Source organism: Paenibacillus xylanexedens (assembly GCF_001908275.1).
Lineage (GTDB): Bacteria > Bacillota > Bacilli > Paenibacillales > Paenibacillaceae > Paenibacillus > Paenibacillus xylanexedens_A.
In genome coordinates this window covers 713,754-732,173 of sequence record NZ_CP018620.1, presented here as the reverse complement: position 1 = coordinate 732,173, position 18,420 = coordinate 713,754, and the positions used below count along the sequence as shown (strand labels likewise).

The window sequence follows — 18,420 nt, the reverse complement described above, 5'->3', positions numbered from 1 at the left end:
GAAGCTTATTTCATTTGCTTGCCGCACCGTGTAAACCGTGTTTTCTTGGCCGGAATTAGAATATACCATGTACAGATATTGAATGCAAGTCTTTTTTATTAATTATATATCTTTCTATAATCTTTTTGTTTTTTTCTACATTTCCACATTTATCTCACGTAAAAAGCCTCTCTATAAAAGAAAGGCTCTCTCATCAAGTTACTTTAATATCTATTGTTATCCGATAACCTCTTGGATGTGAAGCTGCCGTTGCTGCATCAGGTTAATGATGGTTCCTTCTACTGACACCATAGGCCGTGTAGGATGATCTCGATCAGAGAATACGATCTCTCCAATCTGGTTATTGCTGAGTTTCACTCGGATGCCATTATGGATCTGGGTCGACCGTTGAACAAATACACTTACGATTGCAGGGTCCAATTTCCCAAATGCCTCACTTTGGATCTGTTCTAGGACTAGGTATGGTGATTGTGCCTTGCGGTAGATCTTCTCCAGCGTCATGGCGTGGAAAATATCAGCGATAGCTACAATCTTGGCATAAATATGAATCTGCGTCCCACTAAGCTGCAACGGGTAGCCTGAACCATCCACTTTTTCATGATGTTGCAAAGCTGCAAGTCTGGCTCCCTCATTAATGGCCTTTGCCTGTTTAAGGATCTGATAACCATATTTCGTATGCTGACGAATCTCTTCCTGCTCTGTAGCCGTCAACGTGGATGGTTTATGGAGTATCTGCGGATCTACCTTGTTGTTACCAATATCATGGAACAAGCCTGCAAAAGCCACTTGCATCCAATCCTTGGAGGGGAGATCGATCCATTGAGCCAGTTGATAGGATGTGATCGCACTCAGTACGGCATGGTGATATACATAATCATGTTCTTGCATTACTCGTGGACTGAAGGTAAGCACATTATATTGTTTGAGATGTGCAAACACAGCCTCCAACTGTGTACGTAACTCATAGACCGGTAATTCAGCCGCCAGAGAGGACAGGAAAGCATTTTTGGTTAGTCCGATCATCTTCTCATACTCATCCTGCAAAGACGTTACTACAGGAGCTGTGGTGACGTTCCCTGTCTTCCCTGTCCGTTCACCATTGTTGTCATTGGCAGAACTTCCTGCGGACACAGATGCACCTTTGATTCCTGTACTACTCGACACCGTTCTTTCTTGTTCAATATCTACCTGTTGAATCATAAAGGCTCTGAGCACTTCCATATCCTTGGGTAAAATGACTTTTCCCTTCTGAAGCAGAACGTTGCCGCGAAGTGTTTGCACATCACTCCCAAGTTTGAGTCCTGGTTTGACTTCTGACAGGGTGATTAATCCCATGTGTATTCCCCTCACTCATCGTTCTTCTATGTTAATACAAACAAGACCATAGTCCCGGTTTTTCATGATATTTCCCATTATATTACTCAGGAATCAGGCTGTACATCCCAGATTCGGAAGAATAAAAGAAGAGATCCCTTTATACAAACAAAAGGGCTCCCCGTGGGAGCCCTCGCAATCTTCTTCCAATCTCAAAGAGATCAGTCTTTATAAAATTCTATTTTATGCTTCCGAACCGGAATCGTCGTCGCCCTCAACTTCATTAACCTCAGCGTCAGAAACGGTGCCTTCTTCCAAGCTTACTACCGGAGCTTGGGACTCCTCGCCTTCCAAGCCTTCAAGCGACTCATCGTCTGGTTCCTCTTCATTTTTGTCAATTCGGCTGACTGTAGCTACTGAATCCTCGTCACGAATATGAATCAGCTTCACACCCTGCGTGTATCGACCCATAGTGGATATGCCTTCCATGCTCATCCGGATCAACGTACCGCTAGACGTGATAATCATCAGATCCTCTTCGGTTTTAACCATTTTGAGGCTGACTACTGAGCCGTTCTTCTCAGTGACATTAATAGTCTTGATCCCTTTACCGCCACGAGTCTGCATCCGATAATCATTGACAGGTGTACGTTTACCGTAACCTTTGGCTGTAACGATCAGAACATCAAGCTCTTTATCAACTACATCCATGCCGATAACAGCATCCTGTTCATCCAATGTAATCCCTTTGACCCCGGTTGCGCTACGTCCCATGGAACGTACATTACCTTCCGAGAATCGAATAGACATTCCGTGAGCTGTACCCATGATGATCTCTTGCAATCCATCGGTCAGCTTAACATCGATCAGAACGTCATCATCACGTAAGGAAATACCGATCAAGCCGCCTTTGCGGATATTGGTGTAATCCTCAAGTGGCGTCTTCTTCACAACCCCTTGGCGGGTAGCAAAGAACAAATATCTGTCACTTTCGAATTCCTGGACCGGAATTACGGCATTGACCGATTCGCCCTGCTCGATCTGGATCAGGTTGATAATCGGCGTTCCCCGAGCGGTACGTCCAAGCTCTGGAATCTCGTAAGCTTTGAGACGGTACACTTTACCTTTGTCAGTGAAGAACATGAGGTAATTGTGGGAGTTGGTCACAAACAAATGCTCGACAAAGTCGGTATCTTTCGTATCCATACCCACGACCCCACGTCCACCACGTTTCTGGCTGCGGTATGTGGATACCGGCAGACGTTTCACGTAGCCTGTATGAGTAATCGTAATGATAACCTCTTCACGTGGAATCAGGTCCTCATCCAGAATGCTCTCTTCGCCTACAGTGATCTCTGTACGACGATCATCGCTGAAGCGGTCGCGGATCTCTTGCAGCTCCGTACTGATAATCTCAAGCACCAGATGCTCATTGGCCAGAATTTCGCGATACTCTCTGATTTTGACCATCAGTTCGTTATATTCATTTTCAATACGTTCGCGTTCCAGACCTGTGAGTCGTTGCAGACGCATATCGAGAATAGCTTGAGCCTGATCATGACTGAGTGAGAAGCGCTCAATCAAACCTTCTCTTGCTGCATCCGCATTACTGGATGAACGAATCAACGTAATAATCTCGTCGATATGATCCAGCGCAATACGTAAACCTTCTAGAATGTGTGCACGAGCTTCAGCCTTTTTCAGTTCAAACTGCGTACGTCTGCGAATAACCTCAATCTGATGCTGCAGATAGTGATACAACACTTCACGCAAGTTCAGAATTTTAGGTTCTTTATTAACAATCGCAAGCATGTTAATCCCGAAAGTGGATTGCATCGATGTATGTTTGTACAGGTTGTTCAGGACAACCCCCGGATTCACGTCTCTGCGAAGTTCAATTACAACCCGCATACCATTACGGTCAGACTCATCACGAAGGTCAGTAATACCATCAATCTTTTTATCACGTACCAACTCGGCGATTTTCTCAACAAGTCTCGCCTTGTTTACCTGATAAGGCAACTCTGTAACGATAATTCGCGCCTTGTTGTTGTTCTCTTCGATGTTGGTTTTAGCCCGCATCGTTACTGAACCACGTCCGGTCTGATACGCCTGGCGAATGCCTGAACGGCCCAAAATGTAGCCGGACGTAGGGAAGTCTGGTCCTTGAATGTAATCCATGAGTTCCATGGATGTAATGTCCGGATTTTGAATCATGGCCTGTACACCATCAATGACCTCACCCAGGTTATGAGGAGGAATATTGGTAGCCATACCTACCGCGATCCCGCCGACCCCATTGACAAGCAAGTTAGGAAAACGAGCAGGCAGAACGATTGGCTCATGTTCTTCACCGTCATAGTTTGGTTGGAAATCAATCGTATCCTTGTTGATATCTCTGAGCATTTCCATAGCAATCTTGGACAAACGTGCTTCGGTATAACGCATGGCTGCTGCCATATCACCATCGACCGATCCAAAGTTACCATGTCCATCTACATGCATATAACGCAGGGAGAAATCCTGTGCCATCCGTACCATCGTCTCGTAAACAGCAGAGTCACCGTGTGGGTGATACTTACCGATAACTTCGCCGACGATTCTGGCTGATTTTTTATGTGGTTTATCGGGTGTCATGCCGAGCTCTGACATCGCGTACAGAATACGCCGGTGAACCGGCTTCAATCCATCACGCACGTCAGGTAAGGCACGGCTAACGATGATGCTCATCGCATAATCCATAAACGATTCACGCATCTCGACGCCTATATCCCGATCTGTAATCTGAGAGTTCATTTCTTCCGCCATGCTGGACCTCCTTCTTGTCCTTCAACAAACGTTCCATTCCGTCATGCAAAAAAGTTGATTATATGTGAAAAGCCTAACAAGGCTAAAACCGCGCAAGAACGCTACTCTTTATTATATTACTTTCACAAAAGTTACACAATTAAACGTCCGCTGGGCAATAGCCTTTCTTCCGGGAACTTCTGCGTGTCTGGGGATACGCCCTGCCTTCCTCCCCAATTGCACATACAATGCTAGAAAAACGGCATATGTACTGTGCCTACCGAGGCTAAAGCCATTCCCGTCCTACGATCAAACTGCAAATTGTGCAGCTCATCGCACAAAACGCCATATTTCTCTATTATACCACTGAAATCGTCTCTTGTCCTTTGATTTCTCCGTGTCTGGTCCCTCTTTAGAACTGAAAAACATGAAAGGACTGATGAATCTTGGGTATCCAACGCGTCTCCAGCAAATGGGCCAAAACAGCCGTGTTACAACGCAGTCGCATTGTGAATGAATATATCCCAGTGACCCGAAAATATAGCCGTCAAACTCTGGAACGAATGACTGAATTATTTGAGTCCAACTATATCAAACCGGACCGTGGCACTTACGGTAATGGCGTTATGCGGGTGAGAACAACCCGTTTATACGAACCTGTTGTTAATTCCGAAGATTCCACCACAGATGCAGAGGTTTCGGAAGAAACCAATGATCGAAACCTGGCTGATGAACCCGAAGCAAGTGCTGTTATCTCCAGAGCTACCTATCTCACAACAACATATCATCTCCAATACGGTACAGAGGAGAGATCATTTCATTCCCTGGACGAACTCGAACGAGCACTGAATGATCGCATTCAGGAACGTGAATATATCATTCAACAGGGAATCTCGCTGATGAAGCATGAAAATTTGCCTTTTGACTTGCGTGTGTTAACTCAGAAAAATCTGCTACACAACTGGGAAACAACAGGTGTTCTGGGACGTGTTGCTGCCCCGGGTAAAATCATCACCAACATTCATGGCGGTGGGCGATTGGCCACGTTTGAAGAACTCGTACTCCCCCATCTTCATCAGGATGGCTTCAAAAAACTTCGCACTGAGCTGTACCGCTTAGGTATTCATACCGCTGTGCAATTGCAAACATCATTTCCAAGACTTAAAGAGATTGGTATTGATATTGCGCTAGACGAAGCAGGGCGTCCCTGGATTCTTGAAGTCAACACACTGCCAGGCATTTACGCCTTTGGCTTATTACCGGACAAGGAGGCGTACCGGAAGATCAAACGTTATGCGATTGCGTACGGTCGTTTGCCCTCCAAAAAGGGTAAGAGCTCCCGGCCATCCCCTAAAGCACAGGCTTCATCTGCCAAAAAACGTGTACGCAGATAACAAAGGGATATGGAGATCTAAGTATACGCCTTCCCTGTTCCATAGCTTCCCTAATATAAAAAAGGCGCCCTCTCAGGCGCCTCTTCGAATATGTTAAATGTCGAGGTTTTTCACGTATTTTGCATTTTCTTGGATAAAGTCACGACGCGGTTCAACGTTATCCCCCATCAGGGTGTCAAACATGGTATCAGCAAGTATGGCATCATTAATCGATACTTGCATCATGGTCCGGCTCTCCGGATCCATCGTCGTTTCCCACAATTGTCCGGCATTCATCTCGCCAAGACCTTTGTAACGCTGAACGTTGAATTTCGCATTTTCGCCGAGCGTTGCAATAATTTCATCGCGCTCTCTCTCGGAACCGGCATAACGAATCACTTTGTTACGCTCAATCTTGAACAATGGCGGTTGTGCAATATATACATAACCTGCCTCAATGATTTTACGCATGTACCGATACAGGAATGTCAGCAATAGTGTTCGGATATGAGCACCATCAACGTCGGCATCGGTCATCAAAATGATTTTGTGATAGCGTGCTTTGGCAATATCGAAGTCATCACCAATACCCGTACCCATTGCCGTAATAATTGCTCTAATCTCCGCATTACCCAATATTCGGTCAAGACGAGCTTTTTCCACGTTCAAAATCTTACCACGCAGTGGCAAAATCGCTTGGAAATGACGATCCCGACCTTGCTTTGCTGATCCGCCTGCAGAGTCACCTTCGACGATGTACAATTCGCTGATTGAAGCATCCTTGGATGAACAGTCTGCCAGTTTACCTGGAAGTGAGCTCACTTCGAGTGCACCTTTACGACGTGTCAGTTCACGGGCTTTACGGGCAGCTTCACGCGCACGTGCTGCTTGCAGCCCTTTTTCCAAAATGCGACGGGATACGGAAGGATTCTCTTCCAGGAACTCCTGCAGCTTCTCGGCAAACAAGGATTCGACAATCCCACGCACTTCGCTGTTGCCCAGCTTGGTCTTTGTCTGTCCTTCAAATTGCGGTTCCGGAATCTTGACCGAAATAATAGCTGTCAAGCCTTCACGCACGTCATCCCCGGAAAGGTTCCCCGTGCTGTCCTTGATTACCCCAGCCTTACGGGCGTAGTCATTGATAATCCGCGTAAGGGCACTCTTGAAACCTGATTCATGCGTTCCGCCCTCATGCGTGTTGATATTGTTCGCGAAGGAATAGATATTCTCGGTGTAGTTGTCATTGTATTGCAGGGCAACTTCCACCTGGATGTTATCTCTGGAACCTTCAACGTAAATTGGATTTTCATGCAGTACTTCGCGCTTCTGGTTGAGGAAGGAGACGTATTCGATAATGCCGCCTTCATACAGGAATGAGTTGGTTGCACCTGTACGCTCATCCGTCAGTGTAAGACCAATACCCTTGTTCAGGAACGCCAGCTCACGAATACGGGCCAGCAAGATGTCATATTCATAAACTCTTGTTTCCGTAAAAATTTCAGGGTCCGGATGGAATCTAACCGTTGTTCCTGTTTCGTCGGTTGTACCGATCACTTTCAGGTCGTACTGTGGAGCTCCACGGCGATATTCCTGTTGATAGATATGTCCCTCACGTTTAACCGTTACAACCACTTTTTCAGAGAGTGCATTCACAACGGACACACCAACACCATGCAAACCACCGGATACTTTATATCCGCCGCCGCCAAATTTCCCCCCTGCATGGAGGACAGTCATAACTACCTCAAGTGCAGGACGTTTCATTTTGGTATGTTCGCCGACAGGAATACCCCGTCCGTTATCGACTACAGTCACGCTATTGTCTTCATGGATACTGACCTCAATGTGGTCGCAGTAACCTGCAAGCGCTTCGTCAATACTGTTGTCCACTACTTCCCAGACCAGATGATGCAGGCCCTTGGAACTGGTGGAACCGATATACATGCCCGGACGCTTCCGTACGGCTTCCAATCCTTCAAGGACCTGAATTTCATTCGCATCATATGACGGTTGATTCATAGACATGCCTTTCACCTACTTCTATAGATTCAATATCGTAAATATGCGTTAACTAATAATTGTTTGCTGAAATAGGCAACGTCCTTCATTTCAGCAGCTATTCAAATTTAAAGACAAGCAGCAAAAGAGACATCTTTTATGCCACACAACGCTAGAGATCCGGAAAAATGTGAGCCCGCTTTTTCAGCGTGGCTGAGGAAATAGGCGAGTAGTACACAATGTTTTTGGTCACCACAATGGACTTGGCTTCCTCTTCGCCGATGTGTTCCACTGTTTTTTCCTGCTCGGCATGCGTGACATACTGCTTGGAGATCTTTGAGGATTTTTCAATCGATATATCAAAAATAGCGACCAATTCGGAAGAACGGATGATCTTCTCACCGCCCAGATGAATGTACATAAGCCCCTCACTCCTTAGCGTTCAACCTGTCCGGCATGAACGTGATAAATACTGGCATCTTTGAGCTTGTCAACGTTCAGGCTCTCGATCCCCGTAGCCGTAATAAAGGTTTGCACCTTGCTCTGGAACGTTTCGATCAGCTGCGTCTGGCGAAAAGGGTCCAGCTCGGACAGAACATCATCCAGCAACAGAACTGGATATTCTCCGATTTCTTCATGAATCAGTTCAATTTCCGCAAGTTTAAGGGACAACGCCGTTGTGCGCTGCTGCCCCTGCGAGCCATATGTTTGTACTTCCCGATCGTTAATGAAAAAGGACAGGTCATCCCGATGCGGCCCACTAAGGGTTGTGCCTCGGCGAATCTCCTGCTCTTTCATTTGTGATAATTTTATCATAAATTGGTCCATTAAGACAGCTTCATCTTCCTCAGCGGCTTCGCTGAAGGAAGGAAGGTAGGCCAGCCGCAAGACTTCTCCGCCTCCGGTGATCCCCTGATGAATCGTTTCTGCCCACTTTTGCAGTTTCTTTATGAATTGTTTCCTTTTTTTGACGATTTTAACACCATGCTCGACCAGTTGTTCGTTCCACACCTCAAGCATAGTCTGGGCCGATGCCCCTTTTCCCCATAACTGCTTAAGCAAATTGTTTCGTTGGACGAGCACTTTTTGATATTGCTGCAGGTGGTACAGGTAGCCAGGTGCAACCTGTCCAATCTCCATGTCAAGAAACCGGCGGCGGACCCCCGGTGTGCCTTTTACAATCTCCAGATCCTCCGGTGCAAACATCACAACATTGAGCGCTCCGACAAAATCACTTAACTTGCGCTGCTCCAGGCCGTTAATCTTTGCTTTTTTGCCTTGTTGCGACAAAGATAGTTCAAGCTTGACCGATCCGTACTTTTTGTCGACCTCTGCTGCAAGTCTGGCACGTTCCTCACCGAAACGAATCAGCTCCTTGTCACGAGATGTACGGTGGCTCTTGGTGAGTGCAAGGACAAAAATCGCCTCTGCAAGATTGGTCTTTCCTTGGGCATTTTGCCCGATCAACAAGTTTACGGGACCAAAAGAATCCAGTCTCAGATGTTCATAATTGCGGAAATTCTGCAGATCAATGCTGTTCACAAACACGCGGTAACCTCCCTTTTATCCCGTCCGTCAGGAGGCAGCAGGATCGAACTGGTCTTCTTATTCTGCAGCAACTTCGAATGTGCCTTCTCCGTCCACTTCAACGATATCCCCAGGGTATAACTTACGTCCCCGGCGTTCCTCAGGCTCTTTATTCACACGTACAAGTCCTTCCTGAAGCAAAGCTTTGGCCATACCTCCAGTTGGGATGCAATCAGCCAGTTTCAAAAATTGATCAAGCTTAATATATTCCGTACGAATCGTAACTTGGTTCACTGTGATCTTCCTTTCGTTAGTTGGTCGTCCGATATGGCAATATCACGTAAAGGCTGTGACTGTCATCCAGCGGTTTCAAGATAATTGGACTCATGACTCCTGTAAAAGCGATCATCAGCTGCTCACTTTCAACAACTTTCAGCACATCCAGCATGTATTTGGAGTTGAACGAGATTTTTAACGGATCTCCTGTAAACTCGGCAGGTTCGATTTCTTCTCTTACTTTACCTAGCTCGGAAGAGCTTGAAGAAATTTCAACGGATCCTGAATCCATCGTTTGCATACGCACGATGTTTGTTTTCTCTTCACGCGACAGCAAATAAGCCCGGTCAATGGATTCACTTAATTTTTTTGTATCTAAAACAAGTTCTGTTTTGTATGACGTTGGAATAATTCTAGAAGTATCCGGATATGTTCCGTCCAAAATACGGGAGTAGAACAATACACGGTCGATTTTGAACAGGACCTGGTTATCTGCAACAACGATATCCACAAGGGTATTTTGATCCGGAACAATTTTGCTGAGCTCGTTCAGCGTTTTACCGGAAATGACCACGTTGTTGAAGCGGATACCTTCTGCATTATCCAGCATTGCTGATCGAGTAGCAAGACGGTGACGGTCTGTTGCCACAAATTTCAATTCGTTGTCACCCAAACTCCAGAGTACACCTGTCAGGATTGGAGTAGTCTCATGTGTGGAAATGGAGAAAACCGTTTGTTTGATCATATTTTTCAGCAAATCTCCTGGAATGGAGACCGTTTGGTTTTCTTCGATGCTTGGCAGTACCGGGAATTCTTCCGGATCAAGACCTACCAGTTGAATTTCGGTAGCACCTGCGGAGATAAAGGTGTTGAAGTTCTCTTTGACTTCCATGTGCACTTCTTGCGATGGCAGCTTCTTGATGATCTCCACGAAAAACTTGGCTGGCAAAACTACACTGCCCGGTTGATCTACCTGAACTACGCTTTTATCTCCATCTTCAAGCGGGATGAAGGATTGAATGGATATATCGGTGTCACTTGCTGTCAACGTTACACCTTGATGATTCACGTCGAATTTGATACCGCTCAGAATCGGAATCGTCGTACGGCTCGAGATCGCTTTGGATACTTGCTGTATGGAATCGTTTAAGTAGTTTTTCATTATGCTGATTTTCATGGTTTCACTCCTAGCTGATTTTTTGGGTGTTGGGGTGTTAAAAGGTGTTTTTCAAAGGCCGAAGGCTAAGCTCCGAAATGGCTATTTTGGAGATGATATCTTTAAGATCTTTTTAGTAATAATAGTAATAGGGGCACTGAATATGTGGATAAGTGGGTATAAACCCGTACACCCAAGCCTATCCACATGTGTATACGTTGTGCATAGGCTTGGGACTTGTTCAGGTTGGATTCTTAATTTTTTCGGTTAAGTTGTTGATAACTTTATAGAGATCCTGATCGTTTTTAATCGCTTGGGAGATTTTTTCGTGAGCATGTATGACAGTGGTGTGATCTCGTCCTCCGAATGCTTCCCCAATTTTGGGCAGAGAAAAGTCTGTCAGTTCACGAGAGAGATACATGGCAATCTGTCTTGGAAAAGCAACTGCCTTGGTCCGTTTCCGTGCTTTGAAATCTTCAAGCTTAAGGCTATAATACTCGCCGACCTTTTGTTGGATGTCATGAATAGTGATCATTTTGGGACGACTGGAAGGAATAATATCCTTCAGTGCTTCAGCTGCCAGATGAGTGGTTACATCTTGATTAGTCAGTGAAGAATAAGCAACGACCCGAATCAGGGCGCCCTCCAGTTCACGGATGTTGGTGTCAATCTGGTTGGCAATGTACATCATCGCTTCATTCGGAATATCCAAGTTTTCCGCACGTGCCTTTTTCCGCAAAATTGCGATCCTTGTCTCCAAATCTGGAGGCTGGATATCCGTGATTAACCCCCATTCAAAGCGAGAACGAAGCCGTTCTTCCAATGTCGGAATTTCCTTCGGTGGTCTGTCGCTGGAGATGATAATCTGCTTCCGTTCCTCGTGCAGCGCATTAAACGTATGGAAAAATTCCTCTTGTGTTGATTCTTTTCCCGCCAAGAACTGAATATCATCAATGAGCAAGATGTCGACGCTCCGGTATTTGTTACGGAAGCTCTCCCCGCGGTTATCACGGATCGAGTTAATGAATTCGTTCGTGAATTTCTCAGACGACAAATAAACGACTTTGCTGCCCGGATCATGCTCCAGAACATAATGTCCGATCGCATGCATTAAGTGAGTTTTACCGAGACCTACTCCTCCATACAGAAAGAGAGGATTGTAAGCTTTGGCGGGCGCTTCAGCGACCGCCAGCGATGCGGCATGGGCAAAACGGTTGCCCGGCCCGATGACAAATGTATCGAACGTATATTTCGGATTGAGCATGCTGAGTACGGCTTCTTCCTGTACAACTGTAGGCGTTGGCGCCGGCAGTTGCGGGTCCGGTTCAGCAGGCTTGTTCTCTTCGATGACAAATTTCACATCGACTTGCTTGCCAAGCAACTCGTATACCGTCGAGCCAACCAATTTGGTGTAACGGCTCTCCAGCCATTCGACGGCAAACGTGGTTGGTGCGGAAATGACGATTGAACGGTCATTCAGCTTGGTGGCTTTGGTTGCTTTGAACCAGGTGTCAAAGCTGGGTTTGCTGAGTTTGTTTTGTATGATTGATAAAATTTGCTGCCATAAATCAGAAGTATGGCTGTCCACAGACTGTCACTCCTTTTACATGTTCCAAGTGTGGCTTAAGCCATGATGCAGTGTCGAAATACGAGATATATTGTTGAATTTATCCCCAAACCCCCGCAGGTCGAAAACAAAAAAAGTATGAACAACGGAAAATTGTTCACAACTTTATCCACAGGCTGTTGATAATATTATGGGTCAGATCACATATTCACATCCAAAAGTAATACAATCATAGCAAAAGAAACCCCGCATTTCAACGTATCGCGTGATTTTATCCACAAATTCAATAACTTGTGTATAATTTTTAGTCACAACACAATATATTGTTTATAAACTGTTTAATTTTCGACAGAATGACCCAAAAACCAAAAATGTTTTATACACAGGTTATCCGTCAAATGATGCCAAATTGTGTGTAAAAGTATTCTTCGTTTGTGAATAACCTGTCTGTGGATAACCGTGAAGTGAAAACGAAGCATGATTGAGATCGGAAAAAGAGCGACCTCTCACCCTCGTGTTTTTCTTGCCAATGGGGCGATGGTGAAAGCGACGAATTCAGTGTCTGGATGGGAGACGGAGAGGGGAGTAAACTCATGCTTTTAATTGAACAAGATCAGTGGTGTATTTTCTAAGTAGATGGTAATTCTGTGATGACAATGTATAAGGATAATGGACATAGATGACTTCATTTTGAGACATATGTAATGAAAATTATCAGGATCAAGAGGTAAGCTGATGCTCGAATATGGAGGTTGAAGTGTATGAATGTATAATATGAAATCAAAGGATAGATTATGCGTGTATAGCAAAAGAGGGTGTCCTCTAAAACCGATTTTTGGTTTTAGAGGACACCCTCTTTTTTTGGTGCAGGGACGAAGTATGGATTGATGATTTAGAGACGGGGAAGGGACATCTTACGCTGGAATTCAGCGATATCTGCGTATTCCTCTTCCAGTTTGCGAGAGATCCGAATAAAGATGGGCAGCAGCTCCTGGTAAAGTACAGCATTCTCTTTGACAGGGGTATGCCGATGCGTTGTACCGACCATGGAAGAAACGGCATGAAGCGATTGGATCCGCCCTGTAGCGTACAAACCAAGCACGACGGCACCCAAACAGGAACTTTCGAAGCTCTCGGGTACAACCACTTCCTGATTGAAGATATCAGACATCATCTGGCGCCAGAGAGGAGAGCGTGCAAATCCACCTGTGGCTTGAATGGAGGTAGGTTGCCCAATCTGTTCTTCCATGGCGAGCAGTACCGTATATAGGTTGAAAATAACCCCTTCCAGGACAGCACGAATCATATGCTCTTTCTGGTGATGGAGTGTTAAGCCAAAAAAGGAGCCACGGGCATCCGGATTCCATAAAGGGGCACGTTCGCCCGAAAGGTACGGATGGAACAGAAGCCCTTCCGATCCCGGCCGGACACGTTCGGCAATTTTGGTCAGTACATCATAGGAATTGATGCCAAGTCGTTTCGCTGTCTCCACTTCAGACGCGGCGAATTCATCCCGCACCCAACGAAACAGCATGCCACCGTTATTCACAGGTCCACCAATGACCCAAAGATTCTCTGTGAGGGCATAACAGAAGGTTCGACCTTTGGGATCGGTAACCGGACGGTCCACGACAGTGCGAATGGCCCCGCTGGTTCCGATGGTTGCTGCGACAACACCAGGTTCAATGGCATTTACGCCGAGATTGGATAAAACCCCATCACTTGCGCCAATAACAAAGGGCGTAGAGGGGGAGAGAGCCATTTTTTCAGCCGATTCGTGATTCATTCCTTCTAATATATGTGTTGTAGGTACAAGCTTCGAGAGATGGTCGGGTGTAATGCCTGCAACCTCAAGGGCCTCTGCGTCCCAGTCCAGTTGTTCCAGATTGAGCAAACCTGTGCAGGAAGCGATGGAATGGTCGACGACATATTGTCCGAATAGACGGAAGAACAGATATTCTTTAATCGAAATAAATTTGGCGGTACTCTCAAAAAGTTCAGGTTCATCGTGACGCAGCCACATTAATTTGGTCAGCGGTGACATGGGATGGATCGGTGTACCTGTGCGCAGATAAATGCGATGGCCCAATCCATTCTCTTGCAGCTTGGCAGACCAAGCTGCACTTCGATTATCCGCCCAGGTGATGCAACGGGTTAAGGGTTTATTATCCTGTCCCATGGCAATGACACTATGCATAGCCGAGCTGCAGGATACAAACAGGATCTGCTCGGCAGCAACACCACTCTGATCCATGACTCCTCGTACAGAGCGGAGGGCCGCTTGTACAATCTCTTCAGGGTCCTGCTCGGCAACATCGGGTGCTGGGGTATACAAAGGATATTCCTGCGTTGAGGTACTGACGACAGAGCCTTGCTCGGTAAATAATACGGATTTGGTACTGGTGGTACCAATATCGATCCCAATCATATAGTTGTTCATATATTTAATCCTTCTTTCTCTAGAAAGCGATGAGATTTTAATTTCTTTCTACTATAGATACTCCATTTATACCACTGTACTCAGGAGCAAAATAAAGATCAGTCCCACTACAGATAATAGTGTTTCCATAACGGTCCACGTTTTCAATGTCTGGGAAACGCTCATATTGAAGAATTCTTTGATCATCCAGAATCCTGCATCGTTTACATGAGACAAGATGAGTGACCCCGCACCTGTGGCGAGTACAACCAGCTCAATATTGGCCCCTGGTGTGAGTGCAAGCACTGGAGCGACAATACCGGCGGCTGTTGTCATGGCTACGGTTGCTGAACCGGTAGCTACACGAATGAGCCCAGCGACAAGCCAGGCAAACAGGATCACGTTGATGTTGGCATGGGTAGCGACTTCAGCAATGGCGTTACCTACACCACTATTGATCAATACCTGTTTGAAGGCACCGCCTCCGCCAATAATGAGAATGATGGTCGCCGTAGGCGCCAGACATTCACTGGTGAAACGGGAAATATCGTGTTTGGTGAATCCACGTGCAAAGCCGAGTGAAAAGAGGGCAAATACAACTGAAATGAGCAAAGCAATGATCTCATGACCGATAAATTCACTAAAAACGGTGAAACCGCTCGTAGCATTTGGGTCAATGATGCTTGCTATGGAACCAATCAGCATCAAAATAACCGGCAGCAATATGGTAAACAGGGTAATACCAAACCCAGGCATGTTGCTGTTTGTTTTGGTTGCGAATTGTTCAGCCAGTTCTGCTGGCGGTTCGGTGTGTATTCTTTTGCCAATAAATTTACCAAACAAGGGACCTGCAATAATCGCTGTAGGAATACCAACAATAAGAGAGTACAAAATGGTTTTACCCAGATCCGCGCTGAAGGCTTCAATTGCTATCATTGGCGCTGGATGGGGTGGAACCAAACCGTGTACAGTCGACAGACCCGCCAAAATGGGAATACCAATCTGCAGCAAAGACATGTTGGTTTTACGTGCAACGGTGAAAATGATGGGGATCATCAAAATCACGCCAACTTCGAAGAAAACGGGAATACCAACGATAAATCCAACAATCATCATGGCCCAGTGCACACGTTTCACACCGAACCGATCAACCAATGTAGTTGCAATGCGCTCGGCACCGCCAGATTCGGCCATCATCTTACCAAGCATTGTACCGAGCGCAATAACAATTGCGATGGTTCCAAGTGTGCCGCCAAGTCCCCCGGTAATGGAAGAGATTACATCGGCAGGTTTCATACCTGTAAGCAAACCGAGCATTAATGCGGACAACAGCAGGGTGATAAAGGGATTCCATTTATACTTGGAGATCAAAACGATCAGAAAAACGATCGCAATTAACGTCCAAACCAATAATGTTGCGTTGTGGGATAGTCCAAAAAGAGTGCTCATGATGTTGTGTGCTCCTTTATTTCTGATATAGAACGCTTACAAGTGAAATTATCGTCAACAAATAAATGTGTACCAGTATCGCAGAAGGTGTTGGCGAAAAATGTAGTTTTATCATGCCCAAATTTGAAACAAAATCGCATTTTGTATACTTGTCGACAAGTTAAGCCGCAATCATTCACGACGGATATGATTGCAAACACCTGCACCCATTAGGAATCAAAGCTTTCGTGCAGGGTTTTGCCAGAATCTTGGAAATACGTGCGGACTCCAGCCTGAATGAGCATCTTGTCACCTGATTCAAGTGCTTCAACGAGCAAACGGTGTTTCTCAATTACAGCGCTTACTTTCTGCTCACCTTGAACAAATACTCTGCGCGTTGTAAGCAGCATAACGGTCATCACAACATATCGAATACTCTTCCATAGATGTGAAATACGGGAATGCTGAGCAGCTTCAATGATGGTCTCGTGGAAAACGAGATCCTGATAGGCGAATTCGACGGCGTCCTGATGCCGTCCAGCAAGTTGCATTTTGTCGATCACGTTACGCAACTGGGTGATTAATGATTCTGGGACATCACCAGCAAGTCGTTGCTGCACAAAACTTTCAATCAGGAAACGGACATCATACAATTCTTCGACATCCTTGATTCGTAGTCCAATGACAACGACACCCATACGTTCAAGTCGAATAAGTCCTTCATTGGACAATGTTCGTAACGCTTCACGGACAGGTGAACGACTGCTGTCAAAATCAGCCGCAATTCGGTTTTCCGACAAAATCTCTCCAGGTCGTAGGGTACCGCTGATGATCCGCAGCCTTAATTCGCAGGCAATGGCTTCACCACGGGAAGCCCCTTGAAGCCAGGAAGAAGGAAATAACATATGGCTAACGCTCCTATTAATAAGTAATCAGTTCATTACTGATCATAGCATAACTATTTTGCGGACTGGACATTTGGACTGGACATTTGTTTGAATCTTAAAATGTACTGCATCTAGTAAGTACTCTTTCATTGAGAATTTTCAAAATTATGGGCCCTTTCACTCATTGCTGCCCATACAATGTTAAGTTCAATGAAATACCCTATAGGTATACTTGTATTTTTTATAATATTGCTTTTCAAGGAAATTGTAAATCTTCATTTTCCATTAGAAAATATTAATTTTAAAATTCAACGTAAAAAATATAAAGATATAACCAACTTTTCTTAAATACAATTGTTTACTAAATAGGTTCTGAAATAAAATTTGAGAATATTTATAAGGTAACTAAGGAATCTGTAATCATTATAAACTTAAATTCAAACTTTTTTCAGCAGTATATTACTTTGGTTTATTGATAAAAAAAGAAAATGTTTGAAAAAATACAATATAGTGTTAATATAATAATGTAATAACCATAAAATATTTTATTGGAGGTATTTGTATGAAGAAAAAGATACTATGTTCTATATTGTCACTAGGATTAGTTGGCTCTTTCGCACTATCTTCTGTCTCAGCTGAGAACTTATCTGAAGGTGTACCAAGTGAAGTCGCAGCTAAAAGAGCTTTTGCAGAACAGTACAGCCACGAGTTAAAAGTAGATTTGAGCTCAAAAGAAAAAGTAGAATATAGGGAAGAACTTGATTCTACTATTGCTAAACTGGTTGCTCAGGGAGCAACAGAGAACGAGATAGATAAGGTAATTCGTCAATTTAACGCTCACGTTTTCAAAACTGAAACTAACCCAGATAAAAATGAAGTATCACCGTTCTCACAAGCTTCTAATGTTACATTAACCAAACCAATAATAACTTATTCTGGTACAACTGGTGAATGGACAGTAACAGGTGGCGGCCATTGGAATAATGAAGCTTGGAAAGCAGATACACCTGGTGTATGGGTTCCTATTACAGGCCAAACAAAAATAATTGGTGGGCCTGACTCTATTGGGTTAACTTATTACAATAAGAGTGGAACCTATAATGCTAAAGTCCTTAGATCAGCGGGTTATTTATATGATGGTAGAGGGAATGAGGTTAAAAATCCAAATCCTACTTATGGGAGTGGTGCAGCAGGAGTCGCCTTTGAAATTCAAGATTATATGAAACTTGTTAATGCAGGGACAGTTGATGTCGCTTACATGGGTAACAATTTTGCTGCCCAAATAACATATGATTCCAATTTTAAGAATTTACACGGAAATGCTCGAACAATGTATGTACACACATGGGACACAGCGAAAATAAGTAGTATTAATTTAGGTGTGTCTGGTGGTAACTTCGGGGCGAACGTAACAATTTCTAACGCTGCAAAAAGTTTCACAGTGTTTAATAATGCTGATGCAAGTTTTTAAAGTTATGTAGATAATATGGTTTTTACTCATATTAAGATAGCGTTTGGTTACAAAGCTATATTTTTAGTGTAGCTATCATTTATAAAAATATGCAAAATGAAGCCTCCAAGCCCGTTTAAAAAAATGGATTTGGAGGCTTTAGTGTATAAACTTATTGTGATTAAAATATTTATAAGTTGAGTCAAGTTGAAATTCTATTTCGCCTGAACTCGGAGAT

The 18,420-nt window shown here is 44.6% G+C and carries 13 protein-coding genes; 2 read left to right on the top strand and 11 right to left on the bottom strand.

Annotation, left to right across the window (positions count from 1 at the left end):
• Positions 1 to 216: 216 nt before the first annotated feature.
• Both BS614_RS03065 and gyrA read right to left on the bottom strand, forming a co-directional pair.
• Positions 217 to 1,335, bottom strand: a complete 1,119-nt coding sequence (locus tag BS614_RS03065; protein WP_074092905.1) for an HD-GYP domain-containing protein — start codon at positions 1,333 to 1,335, stop codon at positions 217 to 219.
• Positions 1,336 to 1,557: 222 nt separating this feature from the next.
• On the bottom strand, positions 1,558 to 4,122 hold the full coding sequence (gyrA, locus tag BS614_RS03060) for a DNA gyrase subunit A (protein WP_074092904.1): 2,565 nt from the start codon (positions 4,120 to 4,122) through the stop codon (positions 1,558 to 1,560).
• Positions 4,123 to 4,547: 425 nt separating this feature from the next.
• On the opposite strand from gyrA, the gene BS614_RS03055 reads away from it, so the two are divergent.
• The gene (locus tag BS614_RS03055; RefSeq protein WP_074092903.1) at positions 4,548 to 5,495 is read left to right on the top strand and encodes a YheC/YheD family protein; all 948 of its coding nucleotides are present in this window, start codon (positions 4,548 to 4,550) and stop codon (positions 5,493 to 5,495) included.
• Positions 5,496 to 5,588: 93 nt separating this feature from the next.
• Here BS614_RS03055 and gyrB read toward each other — a convergent pair whose 3' ends face one another.
• From gyrB to BS614_RS03010, 9 genes are all read right to left on the bottom strand, one after another.
• Entirely contained in the window at positions 5,589 to 7,499 is a 1,911-nt protein-coding gene (gyrB, locus tag BS614_RS03050) for a DNA topoisomerase (ATP-hydrolyzing) subunit B (protein ID WP_047841032.1), read from the bottom strand.
• A 145-nt stretch (positions 7,500 to 7,644) separates the two neighbouring features.
• On the bottom strand, positions 7,645 to 7,893 hold the full coding sequence (remB, locus tag BS614_RS03045) for an extracellular matrix regulator RemB (RefSeq protein WP_017691405.1): 249 nt from the start codon (positions 7,891 to 7,893) through the stop codon (positions 7,645 to 7,647).
• A gap of 14 nt (positions 7,894 to 7,907) precedes the next feature.
• Positions 7,908 to 9,020: a DNA replication/repair protein RecF gene (gene recF, locus BS614_RS03040; protein WP_017691406.1), complete on the bottom strand. Its 1,113-nt coding sequence runs from the start codon at positions 9,018 to 9,020 to the stop codon at positions 7,908 to 7,910.
• Positions 9,021 to 9,077: 57 nt separating this feature from the next.
• The gene (gene yaaA, locus BS614_RS03035) at positions 9,078 to 9,293 is read right to left on the bottom strand and encodes a S4 domain-containing protein YaaA (RefSeq protein ID WP_036611994.1); all 216 of its coding nucleotides are present in this window, start codon (positions 9,291 to 9,293) and stop codon (positions 9,078 to 9,080) included.
• Positions 9,294 to 9,309: 16 nt separating this feature from the next.
• Positions 9,310 to 10,452, bottom strand: a complete 1,143-nt coding sequence (gene dnaN / locus BS614_RS03030; RefSeq protein ID WP_017691408.1) for a DNA polymerase III subunit beta — start codon at positions 10,450 to 10,452, stop codon at positions 9,310 to 9,312.
• A gap of 220 nt (positions 10,453 to 10,672) precedes the next feature.
• Entirely contained in the window at positions 10,673 to 12,019 is a 1,347-nt protein-coding gene (dnaA, locus tag BS614_RS03025) for a chromosomal replication initiator protein DnaA (RefSeq protein ID WP_036611990.1), read from the bottom strand.
• 871 nt (positions 12,020 to 12,890) lie between these two features.
• Positions 12,891 to 14,438, bottom strand: a complete 1,548-nt coding sequence (gene gntK, locus BS614_RS03020) for a gluconokinase (protein ID WP_074092902.1) — start codon at positions 14,436 to 14,438, stop codon at positions 12,891 to 12,893.
• 66 nt (positions 14,439 to 14,504) lie between these two features.
• Positions 14,505 to 15,866 (bottom strand): GntT/GntP/DsdX family permease, encoded by a 1,362-nt coding sequence (locus BS614_RS03015; RefSeq protein WP_036671886.1) that lies wholly within the window; start codon positions 15,864 to 15,866, stop codon positions 14,505 to 14,507.
• Between the two features lie 209 nt (positions 15,867 to 16,075).
• Positions 16,076 to 16,750 (bottom strand): GntR family transcriptional regulator, encoded by a 675-nt coding sequence (locus BS614_RS03010; RefSeq protein ID WP_017691412.1) that lies wholly within the window; start codon positions 16,748 to 16,750, stop codon positions 16,076 to 16,078.
• Between the two features lie 544 nt (positions 16,751 to 17,294).
• Here BS614_RS03010 and BS614_RS03005 point away from each other — a divergent pair.
• A complete protein-coding gene (locus tag BS614_RS03005) occupies positions 17,295 to 18,203 on the top strand; it encodes a hypothetical protein (protein WP_074092901.1) in 909 nt (302 codons plus the stop codon).
• The last annotated feature ends 217 nt before the right edge of the window (positions 18,204 to 18,420 follow it).

Bases quoted from the DNA above. Each gene is read 5' to 3' on its own strand.
- BS614_RS03005 (WP_074092901.1), top strand. From the start codon at position 17,295: ATGAAGAAAAAGATACTATGTTCTATATTGTCACTAGGATTAGTTGGC.
- BS614_RS03015 (WP_036671886.1), bottom strand. From the start codon at position 15,866: ATGAGCACTCTTTTTGGACTATCCCACAACGCAACATTATTGGTTTGG.
- BS614_RS03065 (WP_074092905.1), bottom strand. From the start codon at position 1,335: ATGGGATTAATCACCCTGTCAGAAGTCAAACCAGGACTCAAACTTGGG.
- dnaN (WP_017691408.1), bottom strand. From the start codon at position 10,452: ATGAAAATCAGCATAATGAAAAACTACTTAAACGATTCCATACAGCAA.
- remB (WP_017691405.1), bottom strand. From the start codon at position 7,893: ATGTACATTCATCTGGGCGGTGAGAAGATCATCCGTTCTTCCGAATTG.
- gyrA (WP_074092904.1), bottom strand. From the start codon at position 4,122: ATGGCGGAAGAAATGAACTCTCAGATTACAGATCGGGATATAGGCGTC.
- gyrB (WP_047841032.1), bottom strand. From the start codon at position 7,499: ATGTCTATGAATCAACCGTCATATGATGCGAATGAAATTCAGGTCCTT.
- BS614_RS03010 (WP_017691412.1), bottom strand. From the start codon at position 16,750: ATGTTATTTCCTTCTTCCTGGCTTCAAGGGGCTTCCCGTGGTGAAGCC.
- gntK (WP_074092902.1), bottom strand. From the start codon at position 14,438: ATGAACAACTATATGATTGGGATCGATATTGGTACCACCAGTACCAAA.